Annotated in this window: 19 protein-coding genes; 11 read left to right on the forward strand and 8 right to left on the reverse strand. The window is 66.3% G+C overall.

Features of this window, described 5'->3' with window-relative positions; genetic code table 11:
• Positions 1–13: 13 nt before the first annotated feature.
• Genes AMYHA_RS07095 through AMYHA_RS07110 form a run of 4 tightly spaced genes read right to left on the reverse strand, consistent with a single transcriptional unit; the run spans position 14 to position 3,456 of the window.
• On the reverse strand, positions 14–1,057 hold the full coding sequence (locus tag AMYHA_RS07095) for a branched-chain amino acid ABC transporter permease (protein WP_034269221.1): 1,044 nt from the start codon (positions 1,055–1,057) through the stop codon (positions 14–16).
• 1 nt (position 1,058) lies between these two features.
• A complete protein-coding gene (locus AMYHA_RS07100) occupies positions 1,059–1,937 on the reverse strand; it encodes a branched-chain amino acid ABC transporter permease (RefSeq protein ID WP_034269224.1) in 879 nt (292 codons plus the stop codon).
• Positions 1,938–1,973: 36 nt separating this feature from the next.
• Entirely contained in the window at positions 1,974–2,678 is a 705-nt protein-coding gene (locus AMYHA_RS07105) for an ABC transporter ATP-binding protein (protein ID WP_034269227.1), read from the reverse strand.
• Positions 2,679–2,682: 4 nt separating this feature from the next.
• Positions 2,683–3,456 (reverse strand): ABC transporter ATP-binding protein, encoded by a 774-nt coding sequence (locus tag AMYHA_RS07110; protein WP_034276209.1) that lies wholly within the window; start codon positions 3,454–3,456, stop codon positions 2,683–2,685.
• A gap of 207 nt (positions 3,457–3,663) precedes the next feature.
• Between AMYHA_RS07110 and AMYHA_RS07115 the strand changes: the two genes are divergently transcribed.
• From AMYHA_RS07115 to AMYHA_RS07125, 4 genes are all read left to right on the forward strand, one after another.
• On the forward strand, positions 3,664–4,914 hold the full coding sequence (locus AMYHA_RS07115; protein ID WP_051399622.1) for a PucR family transcriptional regulator: 1,251 nt from the start codon (positions 3,664–3,666) through the stop codon (positions 4,912–4,914).
• A gap of 15 nt (positions 4,915–4,929) precedes the next feature.
• Entirely contained in the window at positions 4,930–5,076 is a 147-nt protein-coding gene (locus AMYHA_RS26875; protein WP_157361884.1) for a hypothetical protein, read from the forward strand.
• A gap of 213 nt (positions 5,077–5,289) precedes the next feature.
• Positions 5,290–5,547: a hypothetical protein gene (locus AMYHA_RS07120; protein ID WP_084036902.1), complete on the forward strand. Its 258-nt coding sequence runs from the start codon at positions 5,290–5,292 to the stop codon at positions 5,545–5,547.
• Positions 5,547–5,966 carry a TA system VapC family ribonuclease toxin gene (locus AMYHA_RS07125; RefSeq protein WP_084036903.1) on the forward strand — a complete coding sequence of 140 codons (420 nt, stop codon included), beginning with the start codon at positions 5,547–5,549 and terminating at the stop codon, positions 5,964–5,966. Before AMYHA_RS07120 ends, AMYHA_RS07125 begins: the two co-directional genes overlap by 1 nt.
• Before the next feature lie 78 nt (positions 5,967–6,044).
• Here AMYHA_RS07125 and htpG read toward each other — a convergent pair whose 3' ends face one another.
• Together htpG and AMYHA_RS07135 are read right to left on the reverse strand one after the other, a co-directional pair.
• Positions 6,045–8,018 (reverse strand): molecular chaperone HtpG, encoded by a 1,974-nt coding sequence (gene htpG, locus AMYHA_RS07130; protein ID WP_084036904.1) that lies wholly within the window; start codon positions 8,016–8,018, stop codon positions 6,045–6,047.
• A 61-nt stretch (positions 8,019–8,079) separates the two neighbouring features.
• Positions 8,080–8,670, reverse strand: coding sequence for a TetR/AcrR family transcriptional regulator (locus AMYHA_RS07135; RefSeq protein ID WP_034269232.1), 591 nt, complete (start codon positions 8,668–8,670; stop codon positions 8,080–8,082).
• A gap of 98 nt (positions 8,671–8,768) precedes the next feature.
• Between AMYHA_RS07135 and AMYHA_RS07140 the strand changes: the two genes are divergently transcribed.
• Together AMYHA_RS07140 and AMYHA_RS07145 are read left to right on the forward strand one after the other, a co-directional pair.
• Entirely contained in the window at positions 8,769–9,803 is a 1,035-nt protein-coding gene (locus tag AMYHA_RS07140) for an alcohol dehydrogenase family protein (protein WP_034269234.1), read from the forward strand.
• Complete coding sequence (locus tag AMYHA_RS07145; protein ID WP_034269236.1) at positions 9,800–10,486, forward strand: HAD-IA family hydrolase; 687 nt, start codon at positions 9,800–9,802, stop codon at positions 10,484–10,486. The genes AMYHA_RS07140 and AMYHA_RS07145 overlap by 4 nt, the downstream gene beginning before the upstream one ends.
• Before the next feature lie 350 nt (positions 10,487–10,836).
• On the opposite strand, the gene AMYHA_RS28170 is transcribed toward AMYHA_RS07145, so the two are convergent.
• A complete protein-coding gene (locus tag AMYHA_RS28170; RefSeq protein WP_269189734.1) occupies positions 10,837–10,968 on the reverse strand; it encodes a hypothetical protein in 132 nt (43 codons plus the stop codon).
• Between the two features lie 225 nt (positions 10,969–11,193).
• Here AMYHA_RS28170 and AMYHA_RS07150 point away from each other — a divergent pair, with 225 nt between their 5' ends.
• The 5 genes from AMYHA_RS07150 to AMYHA_RS07170 all read left to right on the forward strand — a co-directional run bounded on the left by AMYHA_RS07150 (position 11,194) and on the right by AMYHA_RS07170 (position 16,828).
• On the forward strand, positions 11,194–12,414 hold the full coding sequence (locus AMYHA_RS07150) for an MFS transporter (RefSeq protein ID WP_051399623.1): 1,221 nt from the start codon (positions 11,194–11,196) through the stop codon (positions 12,412–12,414).
• A 70-nt stretch (positions 12,415–12,484) separates the two neighbouring features.
• Positions 12,485–13,903: an ABC transporter substrate-binding protein gene (locus AMYHA_RS07155; RefSeq protein WP_051399624.1), complete on the forward strand. Its 1,419-nt coding sequence runs from the start codon at positions 12,485–12,487 to the stop codon at positions 13,901–13,903.
• Between the two features lie 42 nt (positions 13,904–13,945).
• Entirely contained in the window at positions 13,946–14,995 is a 1,050-nt protein-coding gene (locus tag AMYHA_RS07160) for an ABC transporter ATP-binding protein (protein WP_034269239.1), read from the forward strand.
• On the forward strand, positions 14,988–15,923 hold the full coding sequence (locus AMYHA_RS07165; protein ID WP_034269242.1) for a carbohydrate ABC transporter permease: 936 nt from the start codon (positions 14,988–14,990) through the stop codon (positions 15,921–15,923). The genes AMYHA_RS07160 and AMYHA_RS07165 overlap by 8 nt, the downstream gene beginning before the upstream one ends.
• Positions 15,923–16,828 carry a carbohydrate ABC transporter permease gene (locus AMYHA_RS07170; protein WP_084036905.1) on the forward strand — a complete coding sequence of 302 codons (906 nt, stop codon included), beginning with the start codon at positions 15,923–15,925 and terminating at the stop codon, positions 16,826–16,828. Before AMYHA_RS07165 ends, AMYHA_RS07170 begins: the two co-directional genes overlap by 1 nt.
• Here AMYHA_RS07170 and AMYHA_RS07175 read toward each other — a convergent pair.
• Positions 16,825–18,648, reverse strand: coding sequence for a PA domain-containing protein (locus tag AMYHA_RS07175; RefSeq protein WP_034269245.1), 1,824 nt, complete (start codon positions 18,646–18,648; stop codon positions 16,825–16,827). The two genes, AMYHA_RS07170 and AMYHA_RS07175, sit on opposite strands and share 4 nt — an antisense overlap.
• Positions 18,649–18,778 lie beyond the last annotated feature (130 nt).

The following is an 18,778-nucleotide window of genomic DNA, read 5'->3' on the forward strand; positions in this document are numbered from 1 at the left end:
TCCGCCTGACGAGTTAGGTATGCGCACGACGCTTGCGCCATGCGATCCGCGCCGTGCCGACGATGCCCGCTGGCGCGAGAATGACGACGAGCATCGTGGTGAGGCCGTAGACCAACGGCGCGAGCTCCGCGGCCTGCAAGTCGGACAGCCCCGCGTCCAGCCCGATGCCGGTGACGACCTGGGGCAGGAACGTCAGCAAGGCCGCGCCGACCAGCGCACCGAGCAGGCTGCCGAGGCCGCCGAGCACCACCGCGCTGAGCAGCGCGAGCGAGAGTACGAGCGTGAACCCGCTTGGCGCGGCGAGCCGCACCGCGAGCGCGAGGACCGCACCGGCAAGCCCCGCGCACGCGGTGCTGACGACGAACGCGAGCACCCGCGCCCTGCCCAGGTTGATGCCCGCGAGTTCGGCCGCGACGTCGTCGTCGCGCACCGCGCGCCAGGTACGGCCGACCCGGCTCCGGGACAGGTTGGCCAGCAGTACGAAGGTGACGATCAGGCTGATCCAGCCGATGTAGGCGACGTACTTGCTGCTGCTGATGTCGTTCCCGGTGATGAAATAGGCGACGTCGGCGAACCAGTCGGGGACAGCGGGCACCGCGACGGTCAGCCCCTGCTCGCCGCCGAGGGTGCCCTGGAAGTAGAGCGCGATGCCGGGGACGGCGATCGCCAATGCCAGCGTCGCGCCAGCGATGTAGGGACCGTGTAGCCGGGCGGCGGCGACCCCGACACCCGCGCCGATCACGAGCGTTACCAGCGTGGCGGCGAGTAGCACCACAAGCAGCGGTGGCGCACTGTCCCAGTCGGACAGCAGCAACGCCGTGGTGTAGGCGCCGATGGCCATGAACGCACCATGACCGAGCGACAACTGTCCATTCAGGCCGGTTAGCACCGTCAAACCGCCAGCTGCGATCCCCATGTACGCCATCACGGCGAACTGTCCATTGCGGAACGCACTGGTGCTTTCCAGCACCAGTATCACCGCGACCAAGCCGGCTGCTGCCAGCAGCACGTGGCGCGCCAGGGTGGAGGACCAGATGCGCTGTGCGAACTCCGTCATGTCAGACCCTCCTTGCCGGTGCGTGGGAGAACAAGCCGCCTGGCCGGAGCAGCAGCACCACCATCAAGATGACCAGGGCCGCCAGCGCGACGACCTCGGAGCCGATGTAGCCGCTCACGAAACTGAGCGAGAGGCCGAGAATGAGACCGCCGACGACCGCGCCGATCGGACTGTCCAGTCCACCGAGGACGGCGGCGACGAAGCCGAACACCACGACGGAGTCCATGTAGGCCGGATGCACCAGGTTGCCGCCCGCGATCAGCAGTCCGGACAGCGACCCGACCATGGCGGCCAGCGCCCAGCCCTGGGTGAGCATGCGAGTCACCCGGACCCCCAGTAGCCGGGCGACCTCCTGGTTGAACGCGGAAGCTCGCATCATCAGGCCGACATTGGTGAACCTGAACAGCAACACCAGCAACAACATCACCGCGAGCACGGCGAGGATGGAGAACACGCCGAAGCCTGTCAGCGCGATGTTCATGTCACCAACTTTGAAGCCGCTCAGCCCGAACGGCGCCGGAAACGACCGGTACCGGGAACCGAAGATGACCGCGGCGAGCGCGTGGAGGACGATGAACAGTCCTAGCGTCAGGATCACCGCGTTGATGTGCGGCTTGTCTTCGACCGGCCGGATCGCGACGCGCTCGACCACCGCGCCGAGCAGTAAGCCGGAGAGCAACGCCGCCGCGAAACCGAGCCAGTAGGAGTACCCGGCGTCGATAATGACCAGCGCGACGTAGACGGTGATCATCGCCATCGGCGCCTGCGCGAAGTTGACGATCCGGGTCGAGCGCCAGATCAGCACCAGGGCCAGTGCGAACGCGGCGAAGATCATGCCTTGCGTCAGGCCGTTCAACGCCGTTGTGAGGAACTGCTGCACGAGGTCTCCCGTGGTCGCGAGGGGTCGGAAACCAGATCAAAAACCGAGGTAGGCGTGGCGGAGCTTGTCGTCGGCGGCGAGCACGGCCGCGTCGTCGTGGACGACGAGCTTGCCGAGGTTGAGGACGACGCCGTAGTCCGCGATGGACAGTGCGCTTCTTGCGTTCTGCTCGACGAGCACGATGGTGAGCCCGTCCGACTCCACCAAGGACTTGAGCAGGTCGAAGATCTGCGCGACGATGCGCGGCGCCAGCCCGAGCGACGGCTCGTCAAGCAGCAGCACCTTCGGCGTCGCCAGCAACGCCCTGCCGATGACCAGCATCTGCCGCTCGCCGCCGGAGAGCACGTGCGCTGTTTTGTGCCTGCGGTCGGCCAGCTTCGGGAACAGGGTGTAGATCCGTTCCATGTCAGCGGGCTTGGCGCGATCGGCCCGGCCGAGCCCGCCAAGGCGGAGGTTCTCCTCGACGGTGAGTTCGGTGATCACGCCGCGTCCCTCGGGCACATGCGAGAGGCCGAGCCGGGCCATCCGCTCGACCGGAACCCGGCTCAGGTCCTTATCGGCCAGGTAGGCGCTGCCCCGTGTGGGGCGCAGCAGTCCCGAGATCGTGCGCAGCAACGACGTCTTGCCCGCGCCGTTGGCGCCGAGCACCGCGGTGATCTTGCCCTCAGGGGCGGTGAAGGACACCCCGTCGAGCGCGGTGACCGGCCCGTAGGCCGCGGTGAGGTCACGGATATCGAGCATGTCCTCAGCTCCTCGTCGTCGCGGGGTGGTCGTGCTCGACCTCGTCGCCGAGGTAGGCGGCGAGCACGGCGGGGTCCTCCTTGACCTGCTGAGGTGGCCCGCTCGCGATGTTCTTGCCGAAGTCGAGGACGACGATGTGGTCGCAGACGCTCATCACGAGGTCCATGTGGTGCTCGACGAGCATCACCGACATCCGCCGCGACAGGCCCCTGATCAGCTCGCCGAGCTCAGCCATGTCGTCCCCGGACAGGCCTGCGGCGGGCTCGTCGAGCAGCAGCAGGTCGGGCTCGCTGACCAACGCGCGAGCTAGCGCGACCCGCTTACGCACCGGATACGGCAGGCTGGACGGCAGCTGACCGGCGTGCTTGGCCGCGCCCAGCTCGTCGAGCAGTGCCATCGCGCGGTCTCGCAGCGCACGCTCTTCCTTGGCGCTGCGCGGCAGCCCGAGCAGACCTGAGAAGAACCCCGCACGGGCGTGCCGGTCGGCGCCGACGATCACGTTTTCCAGCACGGTCATCCGGTCGAACAGCCCGAGACCTTGCAGCGTGCGACCGATGCCCAGCCCGGCGAGCTGGTGCGGTCGCAGCCGCTTCAGCTCGCGATCGCGCCAGGTCAGCGTGCCGGTATCGGGCTGGACGAACCCGCAGGCGACGTTGAACAACGTGGTCTTGCCTGCTCCGTTCGGCCCGATGACGCCGAGCACCTGGTTCGGCGCGACGTCGAGCGAGACGTCGGAAAGCGCGGCGATCCCGCCGAAGTTGACGTTGATGCCCGCCATACGAAACGTGCTGACCGCTCGATCCGTGGTGGAATGCTCCGCCGGTCCGGTCACGTGACCTCCCTCGGGACGTGCTGTGGTGCACACCACGGTGGGCTACGCGCACACATTTGGAAACGGGCGCAGTGCACAAGATGTCTCGTGCTGATCGCCCGATTTCCTGGTCAGGGCTTGGCTGGACTGTGCACTGAGTGCGATCGTGGCCTAATGAGCCTGTCTGGATCGCCGTCCGCCACCGACACCGACGACGTACGCGACGGTGCCGTCGTGGAGGAGCGCGTCGCGCGTGCGTGGGCGTCGCTGCTCGACCAGGCCGACGCGATCGCTGACAGCATCACGCTGACCCTGCTGGAAAAGGACAGGGACTTCTACGAGACGGCGCCGCCCGAACTGCGCGCCGACGTCAGGGACAACACCCGTGAGCACGTCCGGCGGGGTATCCGCACGATGGCGGGACTGGCCAGCCCCGACGAGAAGGCGGTGCACGTCTGGCGGGAGACCGGCCGCAGGCGGGCGCGGCAGGGTGTGCCGATGGAACTGGTGCTCAACGCCTACAGCCTCGGCACCAGGGTGTTGTGGGAGGCGCTGCTGCATCAGCGGGGCAACGCGGCGGTGGACATCGACGACCACGTGCTGCTGCTCGCCGGCCAGCGGATCTGGCACGCGCTCGACGTTCAGAACGCGACGCTCGTCGAGTCCTACCGGCGGGAGAGCGCCCGGCTGCAACGTCGTGACCTGCAACGACAGCAGAGCATCCTCGATGGTCTCGCGGAGGGGCGTGGGGCCGACCCGGAGTTCGCGGGCGAGGCCCGCGAGGTGCTCGCGATCGACGCTGACGAGCCGCTGGTCTGCGTCGTCGCGGCGTTCGACGATCTGTCCGGTGAGCCGCTGCACGCGCCGGAGGACAAGCTGGAACGCGCGGGCGCCACCTCGCATTGGCATGTGCGGGCTGGCACGCATTTCGGGCTGGTCGCGCTGGGCGAGCTCGCGGTGTCCGACCTGGTCGAGCTGCTGCGGCCCGCCGTGGCGGGCCGGGTCGGGGTGGCGCTGTCGGCGGACGGGTTCGCCGGGTTCGCCACTGCCTACCTGCTCGCGGCGCGGGCGGCCGACACCGTGGCACGCGGAAGCACGGAGATCGTCGCCGTCACCGATCGACTGCCCGAGGTGTTGCTTGCGGGGAATCCGGAGGTCACCTCACTGGTCGTCGATCAGACGCTCGGCCCGCTGCTCGCGCAGCCGTCGCACACTCGCGAGGTACTGGTGACGACGTTGACCGCGCTGCTCGCCCATGACGGCTCACCGACGCATGCCGCCGAGGACCTGTACTGCCATCGCAACACCGTGATCTACCGGCTCAAACAGATCGAGTCGCTCACCGGACGAAGCCTGCAGAACCCACAGGACAAGCTGCTGTTCTCGCTCGGCCTCGCCGCGACTGGGCGTTGGCGGGCGGGCTGAGTGCTGGTGCGTTGAATGACGCTGTGCCCGCGCCGCGCTGTCCCTGCCGCACGACACGAGTTCGTCTATCTGTTCACACCGCAGTACGCCGAGGGCGCGACGGCCGCGAACAGCGCTCCCGCCGCCATGGCGCAGCCGGGACGAGGACGGTCGGGGCGCTGACTGAGTTTGTCGTCCGCGTGGCGACCGGGCGGGGTGACCCATACCGGTAGGTGAGGCACTGAGTTGATCAGCTTCCCCTGCGGTGCAACCAAGTTGTATCCGATTTGTCGCGAATTGATGGTCACAGGCCAGGGTAAGTTGATCAACTAGGCGGTGGCGGCATGAGGTGAACACTTCACCACACCAGATCGCTCATGCTGCTAATATGTTTTTATGCGCACCACGGTTCAGCTGCCTACCGAGCTGCTGCGGGCAGCCAAGGCGGAAGCGGCGGCGCGAGGTGAGACGCTGAAAGAGTTCCTCACCCGCGCGGTCACCCATGAGCTCGGTGGGTCAGCGCCGCCCGGTGAGCACAAACGGGTGCGGCTTCCGCTTGTCGGTAGCTCGAAGCCGGGTGCGGTGGATATCACTAACGCCGGTATCGAGGCGATCTTCGCCGCTGAGGACGCAGAGAAGCACGCCGGTCGCTGATGCTGCTCGACGTCGGGGTATGGCTGGCTGCGGTATGGAGCGGCCATGCGCACCACCCGCGAGTGGCGGAGTGGTTCGACGACCAGCCAGATGCGCTTGTGCTGTGCCGGGTGACTCAGATGGGGCTGCTCCGCTTGTTGTCCAACCCCGCTGTCATGGGCGCTGACGTACTCAGCCGGGCTGACGCGTGGCGTGTCGCGGATGCGCTCCGTGCGGATGACCGCATTCAGTGGGCGAGCGAACCGGTGCAGTTGGAGCAGGCGTGGCGGGCAGTGTCGGCGCGCGATGACAACAGCCACAAGCTCTGGACCGACGACTATCTCGCCGCCTTCGCACAGACGGCTGGGCTCTCGCTGGTCACGCTGGACATTGGATTCCAACGCCGTTATCCAGCCATCACCGTGATCACCGTGCGGTGAATGCGGTCTTACCTGCGTTGGGCGACGTGAATGACGCTTTCGCCGCACCCAACGCGGCGAAAGCGTCATTCACCGCGGTCAGCCCTCGTCGCCCTCGGACTCCGGCTTCTCCGACGCCGCTGACTCCGACGCCGCTGACTCCGGCATCGCGCCGACGAGGCGGTCGGCCAGCAGCCGGGTGAACCGCGCCGGGTCGGCCAGCTCGCCGCCTTCGGCCAGCAGCGCCATGCCGTGCAGCAGCTCAGCGGTGTCGACAAGGCCGGCGTCGCCAGGGTGCTTGGCGTGCGCGTCGCGCAGCGACGTCACCAGCGGGTGGTCCGGGTTCAGCTCCAGGGTGCGCTTGACGGTGGGGATCTCCTGGCCCATCGCCCGGTACATCTTCTCCAGCGTCGGCGTGATGTCGTACTCCTCGCCGACGAGGCACGCGGGCGACGTCGTGAGCCGCGAGGACAGGCGCACTTCCTTGACCTGCTCGCTCAACGTCGAGTTGAGCCAAGACAGCAGGTCGGCGTAGCCCTCCCGCTGCTCGGACTTCGTGTCGTCGGACTCGGACTCGTCCTTGTCGTCGAGGTCGACGGCGCCCTTGGCGATCGACTGGAACTTCTTGCCGTCGAACTCCGGCACCGCGCCGACCCACATCTCGTCGACCGGGTCGGTCAGCAGCAGGACCTCGTACCCCTTGGCCCGGAACGCCTCGATGTGCGGCGAGTTCTCCACGATGGACCGCGACTCGCCGGTCACATAGTAGATGTGCTCCTGGCCTTCCTTCATGCGTTCCACATAGGACCGTAGTGTGGTCTGCTCCTGTGAGGAGTGTGTTGAGTCGAACGAGCAGATCTCAAGCAGCGTCTCTTGGTTGTCGAAGTCGGACAGCAGTCCTTCCTTGACCGCGCGGCCGAACTCGGCCCAGAACGTCTTGTAGCGCTCCGGGTTGTTGGCCTGCATGTCCTTGATGGTCGACAACACCTTCTTCGCGAGCCGCTTGCGGATCATCTGGATCTGGCGGTCCTGTTGCAGCAGCTCACGGGAGACGTTGAGCGTCAGGTCCTGCGAGTCGACGACACCCTTGACGAACCGCAGGTACTCCGGCATGAGCGCGTCGCAGTCGTCCATCACGTGCACGCGCTTCACGTAGAGCTGCACGCCGTGCTTCGCATCGCGCATGAACAGGTCGAGCGGGGCGTGCGAGGGGATGAACAGCAACGCCTGGTACTCGAAGGTGCCCTCCGCCTGCATGCGGATGACTTCGAGCGGGTCCTGCCAGTCGTGGCTGACGTGCTTGTAGAACTCGTTGTACTCCTCGTCGGTGACCTGGCCCTTCGGCCGCGCCCACAGCGCCTTCATCGAGTTGACCGTCTCGATCTCGGTGGTGGCCTCGGCGTCGTCGGTCGCGGGCTTGGTCACCGCCATCCTGATCGGCCAGGTGATGAAGTCGGAGTACTTGGTCACCAGCTCGCGGATCTTCCACTCCGCGGTGTAGTCGTGCAGCTGGTCCTCGGCGTCCTCCGGCTTGAGGTGCAGCGTGATGGCCGTGCCCTGTGGCGCGTCCTCGACGGTCTCGATGGTGTAGGTGCCGGTGCCTTCCGACGCCCAGCGCGTGCCCGTGGCCTCGCCCGCGCGCCGGGTCACCATGCTGACTTCGTCCGCGACCATGAAACTGGAGTAGAAGCCGACGCCGAACTGCCCGATCAGGTCGGCCGACTCCGCGTCACCCGCGTCCTTGAGCTTGCGCAGCAGCTCAGCCGTGCCCGACTTGGCGATGGTGCCGATGACCTCGACGACCTCGTCGCGCGACATGCCGATGCCGTTGTCCCGGATGGTCAGGGTGCGCTGCTCTGGGTCCCGCTCGATGGCGATGTGCAGGTCGGAGGTGTCGACCTCGAGGTCCTTGTCGAGCATCGCCTCCAGCTTCACCTTGTCAAGGGCGTCGGAGGCGTTGGAGATCAGCTCGCGCAGGAAGACGTCCTTGTTCGAGTACACCGAGTGGATCATCAGCTGCAGCAGTTGCCGCGCTTCTGCCTGGAACTCGAATGTCTCGGTCTGCGTACTCACGCGCAACTCCCTTCCCTGCGGTTTGTGCCGGTCCGCACTGTAGTAAAGCGAACCCGAACCACTATGTCTCCCGCCGGGTGCTGCTATCACCGAGCAGCCTGGCGGCGGTGTTACGGGCGTGACGAACAGCGTCGGGAACGCAGCCGGTGGCTGCCGTCACGGCGATGCCTTCGTGTAGCAACATCAACGTGGTGCCTGTCTCATCCGGCGCGGTGGCCCCGGCCGCGGTCGCCAGGCCGGTGAGGTAGTCCCGCAGCCACCGCTTCTGTTCGATGACGACCGCGTGGCCCGGATGCTCGGCCGATGGCAGCTCGGCGAGCGCGTTGATGAACCCGCAGCCACGCGAATCCTCCCGCTCGATCCAGGCGCCCATGGCGTCGAAGGTGGCCAGCACCCGCTCTCCGGCGGACGATGCGTGCTCGTCGACCCACTCGGTCAGCCAGCGTCGCCAGCGCTCGTCGCGTTCGGCCAGGTAGGCAGCCACCAGCTGGTCCTTGGAACCGAAGCAGACATACAGCGTCTTCTTGGTGACACCAGCGGTCGCGGCGATCGCCTCGACACCGACCGCGTGGATGCCCTCGTCGTAGAACAGCTGGGACGCGACGTCGAGCACTCGGCGTCCCGCCGGGGTCAGCGTGTCGGCTGCACTCATGGCGCTCCTTCCGTCCCCACGAAGTATACCGACCGGTGAGTTGACTTCGCTCACCCATGATGTAACCATACCGGTCGGTATACATTGAGGAGGCGATCATGCGAGCGGTGGTACTGACCGGATTCGGCGGGTTGGACACGCTGGACTATCGGGAGGACGTGCCGGATCCGGAGCCGGGACCGGGCGAAGTGCGGGTGTGCGTCGGAGCTGCTGGAATCAACAACACGGATATCTGGACGCGGCAAGGTGCGTATGGTGCGGCCGACGATCCGGACGCGAGCACGGGCTGGCGGCGAGAGCCGCTGAGGTTCCCGCGAATTCAGGGCGCCGACGTCGCGGGCCGGATCGACCAGGTAGGGCCAGGCGTCAGTGAATCGCGGATCGGTGAGCGCGTACTGGTCGATCCGATGCTCTACGACGGCGACGAGCGCGCGCTGGTGACCACCGAGTACCTCGGCAGCGAGCGCGACGGCGGGTTCGCGGAGTACGTCACTGTGCCAGCGGCGAACGCGCACCCGCGCGAAGGCGCATTGACCGACGCCGAGCTCGCGACGTTTCCCACCGCATACGCGACCGCCATGCGGATGCTGAACCGCGCCGACGTCGGGCAGAGCGAGACGGTGCTGGTCACCGGCGCGTCCGGTGGCGTCGGCTCGGCGCTGATCCAGCTCGCTACCCTCCGAGGTGCCGGCGTGATCGCCGTGGTGGGCAAGGGTAAGGAGGTGCGGGCGCGCGAACTGGGCGCCGCCGAAGTGATCGGCCGTGACGAGCTGACCGACGCCGTATCCGACGACGCGGTGGACGTGGTCGCGGACGTCGTCGCAGGCCCCAGTTTTCCGGTGCTGCTGCGGGCGTTGCGGCCGCTGGGGCGGTACGTAGTAGCGGGTGCGATCGCCGGGCCGTTGGTGGAGACCGATCTGCGCACGGTGTACTTGAAACAGGTGCAGCTGATCGGCTCGTCGTTCGGCAGTCACGACGACTTCGCGCAACTGGTAGCGCACATCAGGAACGGCGAACTGAGTCCGCTGCTCGCCGGGACCTACCCATTGCGCGAGTTGCGCGCCGCGCAGGAGGCATTCATGGCGAAGGATTTCTTCGGCAAGCTCGTCGTTGTCCCGGAGATCGCATCATGATCCCCGGTGGCGTCCGGCTGCTGACGTTCGACGTCGTCGGCACGCTCATCGACTTCGAAACCGGAATCCTGAACTGCCTCCGGCCGCTCACCGACGTCGACGACGCGGCGTTGTTGGCGAGCTTCGGGCGTGCCGAAGGTGTCCAGCAGCAGCTGACGCCGGAGAAGCCGTTCACGCAGATGCTTGAACCGATCTACGCACGGATGGTTGACGAGCTTGGGTTGCCTGACGGCGCACGGTTACGGGAGTCGATCCCGCACTGGCCCGCCTTTCCTGACGCTGTCGAGGGACTGCGTGTCCTCGGGCAGCGATACCGGCTGGTCGCGTTGACCAACACGGACAACTGGGCGCTCACCCACATGGCCGTCACGCTGGGCTCGCCGTTCGATGACACGGTCACCGTCGAGGACGTCGGGGTGAACAAGCCCGATCCGCAGATGTTCGCGTATTGTCTTGGCAGACAAAGCATGTACGGCTACACGAAGAGCGCCTTCCTCCACGTCGCGCAGAGCCAGTACCACGACATCGGTGCCGCACATCGGCTCGGCTACCGCACCTGCTGGGTGGAGCGACGTCACGGGAAGTCGGGTAGCGGGGCGACACCGGCCCCGGAGGTGGTGACCGCGCCGGACTATCACGTGACGTCGCTGGCCGAGTTGACGAGTCGGATCACATCCTGCTGAGCACGACGCCTTCCAGGAGCAGTTGTCATCGGTGTCCTTTTCGGTGAGCGCGGTGAGCCCTATCCGATCGAATCTCATGATCCCTGCGTATACAAGGGAATTATTTCAATGCATTCGTCCGGCGACGCGACTTTGGCGATGAAGAAATCGAGCTAGGAAAAGCGGTAATGTGTTGGCGTGAGGTGCATGAGCGATACCGTTTCAAGCGGCGCACGAGGCTGCTGTAGGCCCTCGCGGTTGCTGTTTTCCTGAGTCGCTGATTCTCGCGCTGCCGCATTCGGTGGCGATGGTAGCGTCACGATCATCTCTGCACGAACGTGCTGGAGCATGAACTGCCGACACCGCCTGCGTCACCGGTCCTGGCTGGTGCGCTGTTCGATGAGCTTCTTGTCCCTGGGTATCTCGTAGAACAGGTGGTAGCTGAGCTTGGCGACGAAGATCAGCACGACGACCGCGAAGATCCCATAGTGCAATAGGTTCATCAGTCGCCTCCCAACGGGCGTGCGGTGGTGATCGCAAGGTGTAATGCGAAATGGGGGTAGATACACAATGTTACGTCGTAGTTGTCCCCAATTCAACGACGTCGACAGTCGTTATTGATCCACATCGAAAATCTATACAGCTGAAACGCGGAAAGCAATAGGAGAATTGATCTCCTGGTGGGAGGCGGAGATGGCTGTCGGTGCCCGTCAGTAGCCTCCGGCCGCGTGATCGTCGTCTCGGCCCCGAAGCCCGCGCAGCGTAACCGCCTACCCAGCTCGTACCTCGTCTGGCTTGGCGGCGCGTTGACGTCCCAACTCGGCAGTGCGGCGATGTTCTTCGCGCTGACCTGGGCCGCGACCGCGCATGGCGGTACGGCCGCTGGATTGGTGCTGTCCTCGATCGTGGCCCCGAGCGTGTTGTTCGTGTTGGTCGGCGGCGCGGTGGGCGACCGTGCTGGCGCACGGCGGGTAATGCTGACCTGCGACGCCGTCATGGTGATCGTGGCGGTCGCGGTCGCCGTCACGGCCGGTGCGATCGGCACACCTGTCGCGTTGCTGCTCATCGCGGGTGTGCTCACGGGCGTCAACGACGCGTTCTACTATCCATCGTCCGGGTCGATGCCACGACGCATGGTCGAGCCAAAGCACCTGGGCAGGGCGGTCGCGTTACGGCAGAGCGGCGTGCACCTCGTCAGGACCGTAGGCGCCCCGGTGGGCGGAGCGCTCGTCGCTTTCGGCGGTCTTTCATTCGTGGCTTGGGTCGACGCGGGAACGTTCCTTGTCGCCTTCACCGTGCTGCTGCTGATACGGCCACGGTTCACTCCGCCGGCGCCCGAGGTGCGCAGGCACATCGCGCGGGAGACGCTCGACGGTGTGCTGGTGGTGTTCCGAACACCCGGGCTCGGCACTGTGTTGCTGCTCATCGCGGCTGTGGCTGGTGTGTTCCTGCCGGTCGGCTCGTTGCTGGTTCCACTGCTCGCGCGCGAGCACACCTGGGGTGCGCACGCGGCTGGCATCCTCGTCGGCGCACTCGGGCTCGGAACCGTGCTGGTGACGCTGGTAGTCGCACGGGTCGGCACGTACCGGCTGCCCGGGTTGGCGGCTTCCGGTGCCTGCGCGGTCACCGGGTTCGGCGTGGCGGCCATCGGAGTCGCGCCGAGCCTGCCGGTCGCGGTCGCCGGGGCGTTCGTCGCGGGCGCTGGTGTCGGCACGTTCGTCAGCCACTTGGCGCCGGTCCTGCTCAGCGCGGCACCAGAAAGTCATCTCGCGCGCGTCCAGGCAGTGTTCTCGCTGATACAGAGTGTGTCGTTGCTGGTGATGAGCGCCGGTCTGGGCGCTATCGCGCACGCGCTCGGCCCCGTGGCGACGGTCGGCTTGTGCGCCACCGTGCTCACTCTGTGTGCCGTCACGGGGTTCGCCAGCCGACAAGTACGCCACCTGAGGTGACTTTGAATTGTGGTCTAGATCATGTCGGCGCTCGGGAGTACGGTCTCGGTTGAACCGCAGGAGGTGGGCTATGACCTTCGAAATAGACCCATGGACGCGACGTAGGTTTTTCCAGCTCGCGGGCTTGGCCGGGGCTGGTGTCACGCTGGGGGCCTGCGCCAGTGAGCCGGAGAGCCCCGCGGAACAAGGCGGGGGCAAGGCTCCGAGTCCAGTATTCAACGAACCAGCAACGCAACTGTCCGGCGAATTGAGCATTTTGCTCTGGAGCCACTTCGTGCCCAGCCACGACACGTGGTTCGACTCCTTCGCCAAGGAATGGGGCAAGAAGGTCGGCGTCAACGTCCGGGTCGATCACGTCGACGTCGGCAACGTTCCGACCCAGATCGCCTCCGAGATTCAGGCGGGCCAGGGGCACGACATCCTCCAGTACATCGCGACGCTGTCCGAGTTCGAGGAGGGCGTGCTCGACCTGACCGACGTCAACGACGAGGTCGCCAACCGGCACGGTGAACAGCTCGCGATGTGCCGGGAGTCCAGCTACAACCCGCATACCGACAAGTTCTACGCGCTGGCGCCCGGCTGGGTGCCCGATCCCGGCAACTTCCGCAAGAGTCTCTGGGAGCCGGTCGGATTCCCGGATGGACCGTCCACATGGGACGAACTGTTGCAGGGATCAAGCGAGATCAAGAAGAGTCAGAATGTCCCGGTTGGACTGGGCATGTCCCAGGAGATCGACTCCAATATGGCTGGGCACGCCTTGCTCTGGTCGCACGGCGCGTCGGTGCAGGATGCGAACGAGAATGTCGTGCTCGACTCGCCGGAGACCATCGCCGCCGTCGAGTTCATGCAGAAGCTGTTCAAGAACTCGATGACCGACGAGGTGTTCTCGTGGAACGCGTCCAGCAACAACGAGGGCCTGATCGCCGGCGAGCTGAGCTACATCCTCAACTCGATCTCGGCGTGGCGGTCCTCGCAGGAGGCCAACCCGGAAGTCGCGAACGACACGTTCTTCGTGCCCGCGCTGGAAGGCCCGGAGACCGCGCTGGCGGCGCAGCACGTGATGTACAACTACGTCGTTCCGAAACACGCCAAGAACCCGGACGCCGCCAAGGAGTTCTTGCTGCACTTCACGGACAACTTCGGGCTGGCGACGTATCACTCACGGCTGTACGACTTCCCGTCGTGGTCGAGCCTGTCGCCCCAGCTTGGTGATTGGCTCAGCAGCGACCCGTTCGGCGCGAAGCCAGCCGACAAGCTGTCGTTCCTCGGCGACGTCGACACGGCGGCGGAGTGGAGTGCCAGCATCGGTCACCCTGGCCCATCGAGCCCTGCGATCGGCGAGGTCATCGGCACCTTCGTCATCCCGAATATGTTCGCGCGGGCAGCGCGCGGCGGCATGTCGCCTGAGCAGACGGTGAAGCGAGCGCACGAGGAGTGCCAACGGATCTTCAGCAGGTGGCGCAAGCGGGATCTCATCGGTGGTGGCTGAGGTCGCGGCAGCCGAACCAGTCACGGCAGCGAGGGAGTTGGGGTGTCGGTAACTGTCGAGGTCAGCAACCTCGTCAAGCAGTTCGACGGCGGCCATGTGCGCGCCATTGACGACGTGAGCCTGGCGATCGAGGAGGGCGAGTACCTCGTCCTCCTCGGGCCGTCCGGGTGCGGCAAGACCACGCTGCTGCGCACCATCGCGGGGCTGGAACAGCCGACGTCGGGCGACGTGCTCATCGCTGGGTCCGTCGTGAATGGACTGCCGCCTCGGGTGCGCAAGGTGGCTATGGTGTTCCAGAGCTACGCCTTGTATCCACACAAGACGGTACTCGCGAACATCGTGTTCCCGCTCAAGCCGGAGAAACTGCCGAAGCAGGAGCGAGAAGCCAAAGCTCGCTGGGCGGCGGAACTGCTTGGTATCGACAACCTGCTTGACCGCAAGCCACGGCAACTGTCCGGTGGGGAACGTCAGCGGGTGGCGCTCGCGCGGGCGCTGGTGCGGGCACCGCACGTCTTCCTGCTCGACGAGCCTCTGTCCAATCTGGATGCGAAGCTGCGAGCGTCCGCCCGCGACGAGCTGAAGCAATTCCAGCAGCGGGTCGGCACAACGACCGTCTACGTCACCCACGATCAGGCTGAGGCGATGGGCCTCGGCGACCGGATCGCCGTGATGGACCACGGCAAGCTGCGCCAGCTCGGCCCGCCCGTCGAGGTCTACGACGACCCCGCTGACACCTTCGTCGCGACGTTCATCGGTTCGCCGCCGATGAACCTCATCCCGCGCGACGGCACGTTGGTCGGTTTCCGGCCGGAACACCTGCTGCCCGTCGAGCACGTCGTTGGCGAGCGAGTCGACGCGTCGTTCCACGTTGATCGGATCGAGTACCTGTCCGGTGACCGGCACGTCTACGGCACGGTGAGCGGGATCGGCAAGGACACTCGCGTCATCGCGCGGCTGCCCGCCACGGTGACCGACTCGGTGACGCCGGGGGAGTCGCACGCCTTCGGCGTCAGCGTCACCCGGCTCCGGTTCTTCGATGCCGAGAGCGGCCTTCGCAGCGAACCGATCCAGGTGAATGCCGAACATGGCTGAGACACTCACGGAGACACCGCCTCGGCAGAAGCTTGACGGCGCGCGGCAGCGGCTGAGCGACCGGGACGGCTTTCTCGCGTGGATCTTCCTCGTGCCGACGGTGGTCTACATCGTCGTGCTGGTCGCGATCCCGTTCTTCCTGGCGATCGCGTTCGCGTTCAGCGACGTCACCTCGGGCAACCCGTCCTACGACTGGGTGGGGCTGGAGAACTTCTACCGGGTGTTCGACGACGCGGTGTTCTGGCAGGCGCTGCGCAACACCTTCGTGTTCACCGTGATCTCCATGCTGCTGATCGTGGTGCTCGGCAAGGTGCTGGCGATGGTCCTGGTGGCCGATTTCAAGGGCAAGTGGATCGTCCGGTTCCTGGTGCTGCTGCCCTGGACGACGCCGGTCGCGCTGTCCAGCGTGACGTGGCTGTGGCTGCTGCACTCGATCTACAGCCCGATCGACTGGGTACTGCGCAACGTCGGCCTGATCGAGGAGAACTCCTACTTCCTGGGACGTCCAGCGCTGGCGATGGGCTCGATCATCGCGGTGCACGTGTGGCGGCTGGTGCCGCTCGCCGCCGTGATCATGATGGTGGGGATCCTGTCGATCCCGGACGACATCACCGAGGCGTCTCGCATCGATGGAGCCGGGTTCTGGCGGCGGATGTTCGAGGTCACCATCCCGCTGACGTTCCCGCTCATCGCCGTGGCCGCGCTGTTCGGTGCGATCTTCACGTTCACCGACATGGCGGTGGTGTACGTGCTCACCGGCGGCGGGCCGACCAACTCGACACATGTGCTGGCGAGTTGGTCGTTCGTCAGAGGTATCGGCGGTGGTGACATCGGGCAGGGCGCGGTGATCGCGTTGTTCTTGTTCCCGCTGCTGCTGGCCGCGGCGATCTTGATCCTGCGCGCGGTTCGCAAGATGGAGACGATCTGATGGCGGCGCCGGTAGCGACCGATGCCCCGTCGGCGGCCGAGACCGCGCGGCTGCGACGTCGTTACGCGATGCGCGGGGTGTTGAGCAGGGTGAGCCTCTACCTTGTCGCGATCCTGGCCGCGCTGCTCTGCGCCGGGCCGTTCGTGTGGAGCACGCTGACCGCGACAAAGCTCAACGCCGACCTCTACAACCCGCAGCACAACCCGTTCCTCTACAACAAGCCGCCGACCGCGGACCACGTGATGTTCCTGTTCACCGACACCGCGTTCGCGACGTTCGCCTGGAACACGTTGTGGGTGGGCCTCCTGGTCGTGCTGATCACGCTGGTGCTCGGCGTGCCGGCGGCGTACTCCATCGCACGGCTGAACCGGCCATGGTCGACGCCGATGGGCATCGGGATCTTCTTCGTGTACCTGGTGCCGCCGAGCCTGCTGTTCCTGTCGCTGTCGCGGGTGGTGGTCTGGAGCGGGTTGCAGGACTCGACGTGGTCGCTGGTGCTGATCTACCCGACCATCACCGTGCCGGTGTCGACCTGGCTGCTGATCGGCTTCCTCAAGGCGCTGCCGCGTGACATCGAGGAACAGGCGATGGTGGACGGCTACAGCAGGCTGGGTGCGGTGCTGCGTACCGTCCTGCCGCTGCTGTTCCCCGGCGTCGTCGCGGTGGTCGTGTTCGCGTTCACCCTGACCGCCAGCGAGTTCATCTACGCGCTGACGTTCATCTCACCCACCAGCGAGAAGGTGGTCAGCACGGGCGTGCCGACCGAGCTGATCCGCGGCGACGTGTTCTTCTGGCAGTCACTGCAGGCGGCGAACATCTTGATCGCGGTGCCGATCGCCTTCGTGTTCAACCTGTTCCTCGCCCGGTTCATCTCCGGGTTCACGATGGGCGCGGTGAAGGGTTAGTCACCCTCCCACGGGGCGGGGCCGTCGCCGGTCCAGCGGAAGACGTCGAAGCCACGGCCGATGTCGCCCGCGTAGACGTACGGTCCGGTGTGGAACTTCGCCGCCCAGGTGTTGGCCTCCGGCATGACGGCGCTGGCGACCTCGACTGGATTCGCGGGATCGGACCAGTCGACGATCCGGGTGCCCGCGATGTACCAGCCCATCGACAGGATCTTGGTGTCCGGTGCGAACCGGCCGAAGTGCGAGGTGCACGGCCGGTCGCCAGACGGTCCGGTCACGTCGGGTGTGTAGTACGCCAGCGGCCCCCGCGGTGAGGTCTCGTCGGTGGTGTCGTAGGACGCAAGGCCCTCACCAGGGCAGACGCCGGTGCCATCGACGAGGAACCCGCCGATGACCAGGCTCTCGTTGTTGGTCACCATCAGCTTCTTGTCGGAGCTGGGGAACACGCCGTGCGCGTAGGACCCGACGTTCGGCGTCCGCGACAGCAGCTCTGGCCGCCACGGCTTGGACGAGTCGTAGATGCGGTAGTTGTTCTCCGACGCGGCGTAGGCGCGGTCACCGTCTGGGCTGAATTCGATGTCGTGCACGCCGCCCTCGGTGTCCGGTCCGCGCAGGATCTTCGGGTCGTCCAGCTCGGTGAAGTCCACGATTGGGATTTCGTTGATCCCGCCGGGCAGCGCGCCGTTGGACGCGTACCCGTATGGCTCGGTCGGGTGGAAGATGAAGTTGTGCACGCCGCCGAACCCGGTGCGCAGCCGGTACATCGATGACCACTCGTACGGGTCGGTGATGTCGAAGACGCCGATGCCACCGGAGCCCTCGCCGAGCAGCGGCGTCTCGGCGGGCGCGGTCTCGATCGTTGCGTCGACCGTGGTGCCGTCGATGACGGCATCCCTGACGTCGACCACGTGCTCGGTGCGGAACAGTTCGATCGCCGGGATGTCGGTGGTGATGGTGGTGGCGTTTCCGTTGGGCTGGGTTTCCGGGTCGGGGATCTGGATGAAGCCGACGGCGCCCGCCTCCTGCGCGGTGCGCACCTTCTGGAAGAACGTGTAGATCGGGCATGTGTCGGCTGGGTTCGTGGCGCTCTGCGAGTCGTCGACCAGTGCGATGTTGCCCTGGATGCGGTCGGCCACCGGCGCGTAGCTCGCCGCACTGCAGCCGGTACCCGCGTAGACCAGCTCGCCGGACTGCCCGTCGACGTCGCCGCTCGCGCCCCACTGCACGCCATCGAGGAACGCGCTCAGCTCAGCCGGTGCGTCGACGTTGACGCCGACACCGCCGTAGTTCGGGCACGGGTTACCGCTCTGCTGGCTCAGCGCGAGCACCACTCGCTGTTTGCCGGTCTCGGGGTCGGTGAACTTCTTGATGCCGACGTCGTTGCGGTCCTGGCGGCAGGTCACTTGGCTGACGAACTGCGGGTTCTCCGGGTCGGTGATGTCGAAGACGTAGCCGCCGCGCTGGTAGGAGCCCATGACGGCGAAGTCCCGCGTGGCCATGACCGGCTTGGCCTGCGCTTGGTTCGGCAGCGGCTCGCCAGCGCGGTTGATCAGGTTGCCTGTCTCGTAGTCGCGCAGCGGCACGCGGTGAGTGAAGAACTCGACGTCCGAGCCCGCGAACGGCTCCTCGGCCGGGTCTTCGGCGCGCGGATCGTGCTCGCGCGGATTGAAGTTGTAGACGTGTTCGAGGTTGACCAGGCTCACGTCGCCCGGCGCGGCCTGGGGCTGCGCTCCGGCGGTGGACGCCCCCACCAGGGACGCCATGGCCAGCGCAACCGCGCCCGCCGCTGCCGTGATCTGCTTCCGGCTCCGTTTCGACATCGTTGTCGCCTCCACCAGCAGAGGTCAGCACGTTCGTGATTGAAATAACGATTGTCTGACTGATCCGATGCGCGAAAGTTCACGGCGTTGGATACCGCGTTCACGACATCCGCGCGTCGTGAGCAGTGCC

Source organism: Haloechinothrix halophila YIM 93223 (genome assembly GCF_000504245.1).
In the GTDB taxonomy this organism is placed as follows: domain Bacteria; phylum Actinomycetota; class Actinomycetes; order Mycobacteriales; family Pseudonocardiaceae; genus Haloechinothrix_A; species Haloechinothrix_A halophila.

Coding starts and splice junctions, on each gene's coding strand:
- AMYHA_RS07095 (WP_034269221.1), bottom strand. CDS start 1,057: ATGACGGAGTTCGCACAGCGCATCTGGTCCTCCACCCTGGCGCGCCAC.
- AMYHA_RS07135 (WP_034269232.1), bottom strand. CDS start 8,670: ATGAGTGCAGCCGACACGCTGACCCCGGCGGGACGCCGAGTGCTCGAC.
- AMYHA_RS26875 (WP_157361884.1), top strand. CDS start 4,930: ATGACGCTGTGCCCGCGCCGCGCTGTCCCTGCCGCACGACACGAGTTC.
- AMYHA_RS07115 (WP_051399622.1), top strand. CDS start 3,664: ATGAGCCTGTCTGGATCGCCGTCCGCCACCGACACCGACGACGTACGC.
- AMYHA_RS07140 (WP_034269234.1), top strand. CDS start 8,769: ATGCGAGCGGTGGTACTGACCGGATTCGGCGGGTTGGACACGCTGGAC.
- AMYHA_RS07110 (WP_034276209.1), bottom strand. CDS start 3,456: ATGGCGGGCATCAACGTCAACTTCGGCGGGATCGCCGCGCTTTCCGAC.
- AMYHA_RS28170 (WP_269189734.1), bottom strand. CDS start 10,968: ATGAACCTATTGCACTATGGGATCTTCGCGGTCGTCGTGCTGATCTTC.
- AMYHA_RS07145 (WP_034269236.1), top strand. CDS start 9,800: ATGATCCCCGGTGGCGTCCGGCTGCTGACGTTCGACGTCGTCGGCACG.
- AMYHA_RS07105 (WP_034269227.1), bottom strand. CDS start 2,678: ATGCTCGATATCCGTGACCTCACCGCGGCCTACGGGCCGGTCACCGCG.
- AMYHA_RS07155 (WP_051399624.1), top strand. CDS start 12,485: ATGACCTTCGAAATAGACCCATGGACGCGACGTAGGTTTTTCCAGCTC.
- AMYHA_RS07165 (WP_034269242.1), top strand. CDS start 14,988: ATGGCTGAGACACTCACGGAGACACCGCCTCGGCAGAAGCTTGACGGC.
- AMYHA_RS07125 (WP_084036903.1), top strand. CDS start 5,547: ATGCTGCTCGACGTCGGGGTATGGCTGGCTGCGGTATGGAGCGGCCAT.
- AMYHA_RS07175 (WP_034269245.1), bottom strand. CDS start 18,648: ATGTCGAAACGGAGCCGGAAGCAGATCACGGCAGCGGCGGGCGCGGTT.
- AMYHA_RS07120 (WP_084036902.1), top strand. CDS start 5,290: ATGCGCACCACGGTTCAGCTGCCTACCGAGCTGCTGCGGGCAGCCAAG.
- AMYHA_RS07170 (WP_084036905.1), top strand. CDS start 15,923: ATGGCGGCGCCGGTAGCGACCGATGCCCCGTCGGCGGCCGAGACCGCG.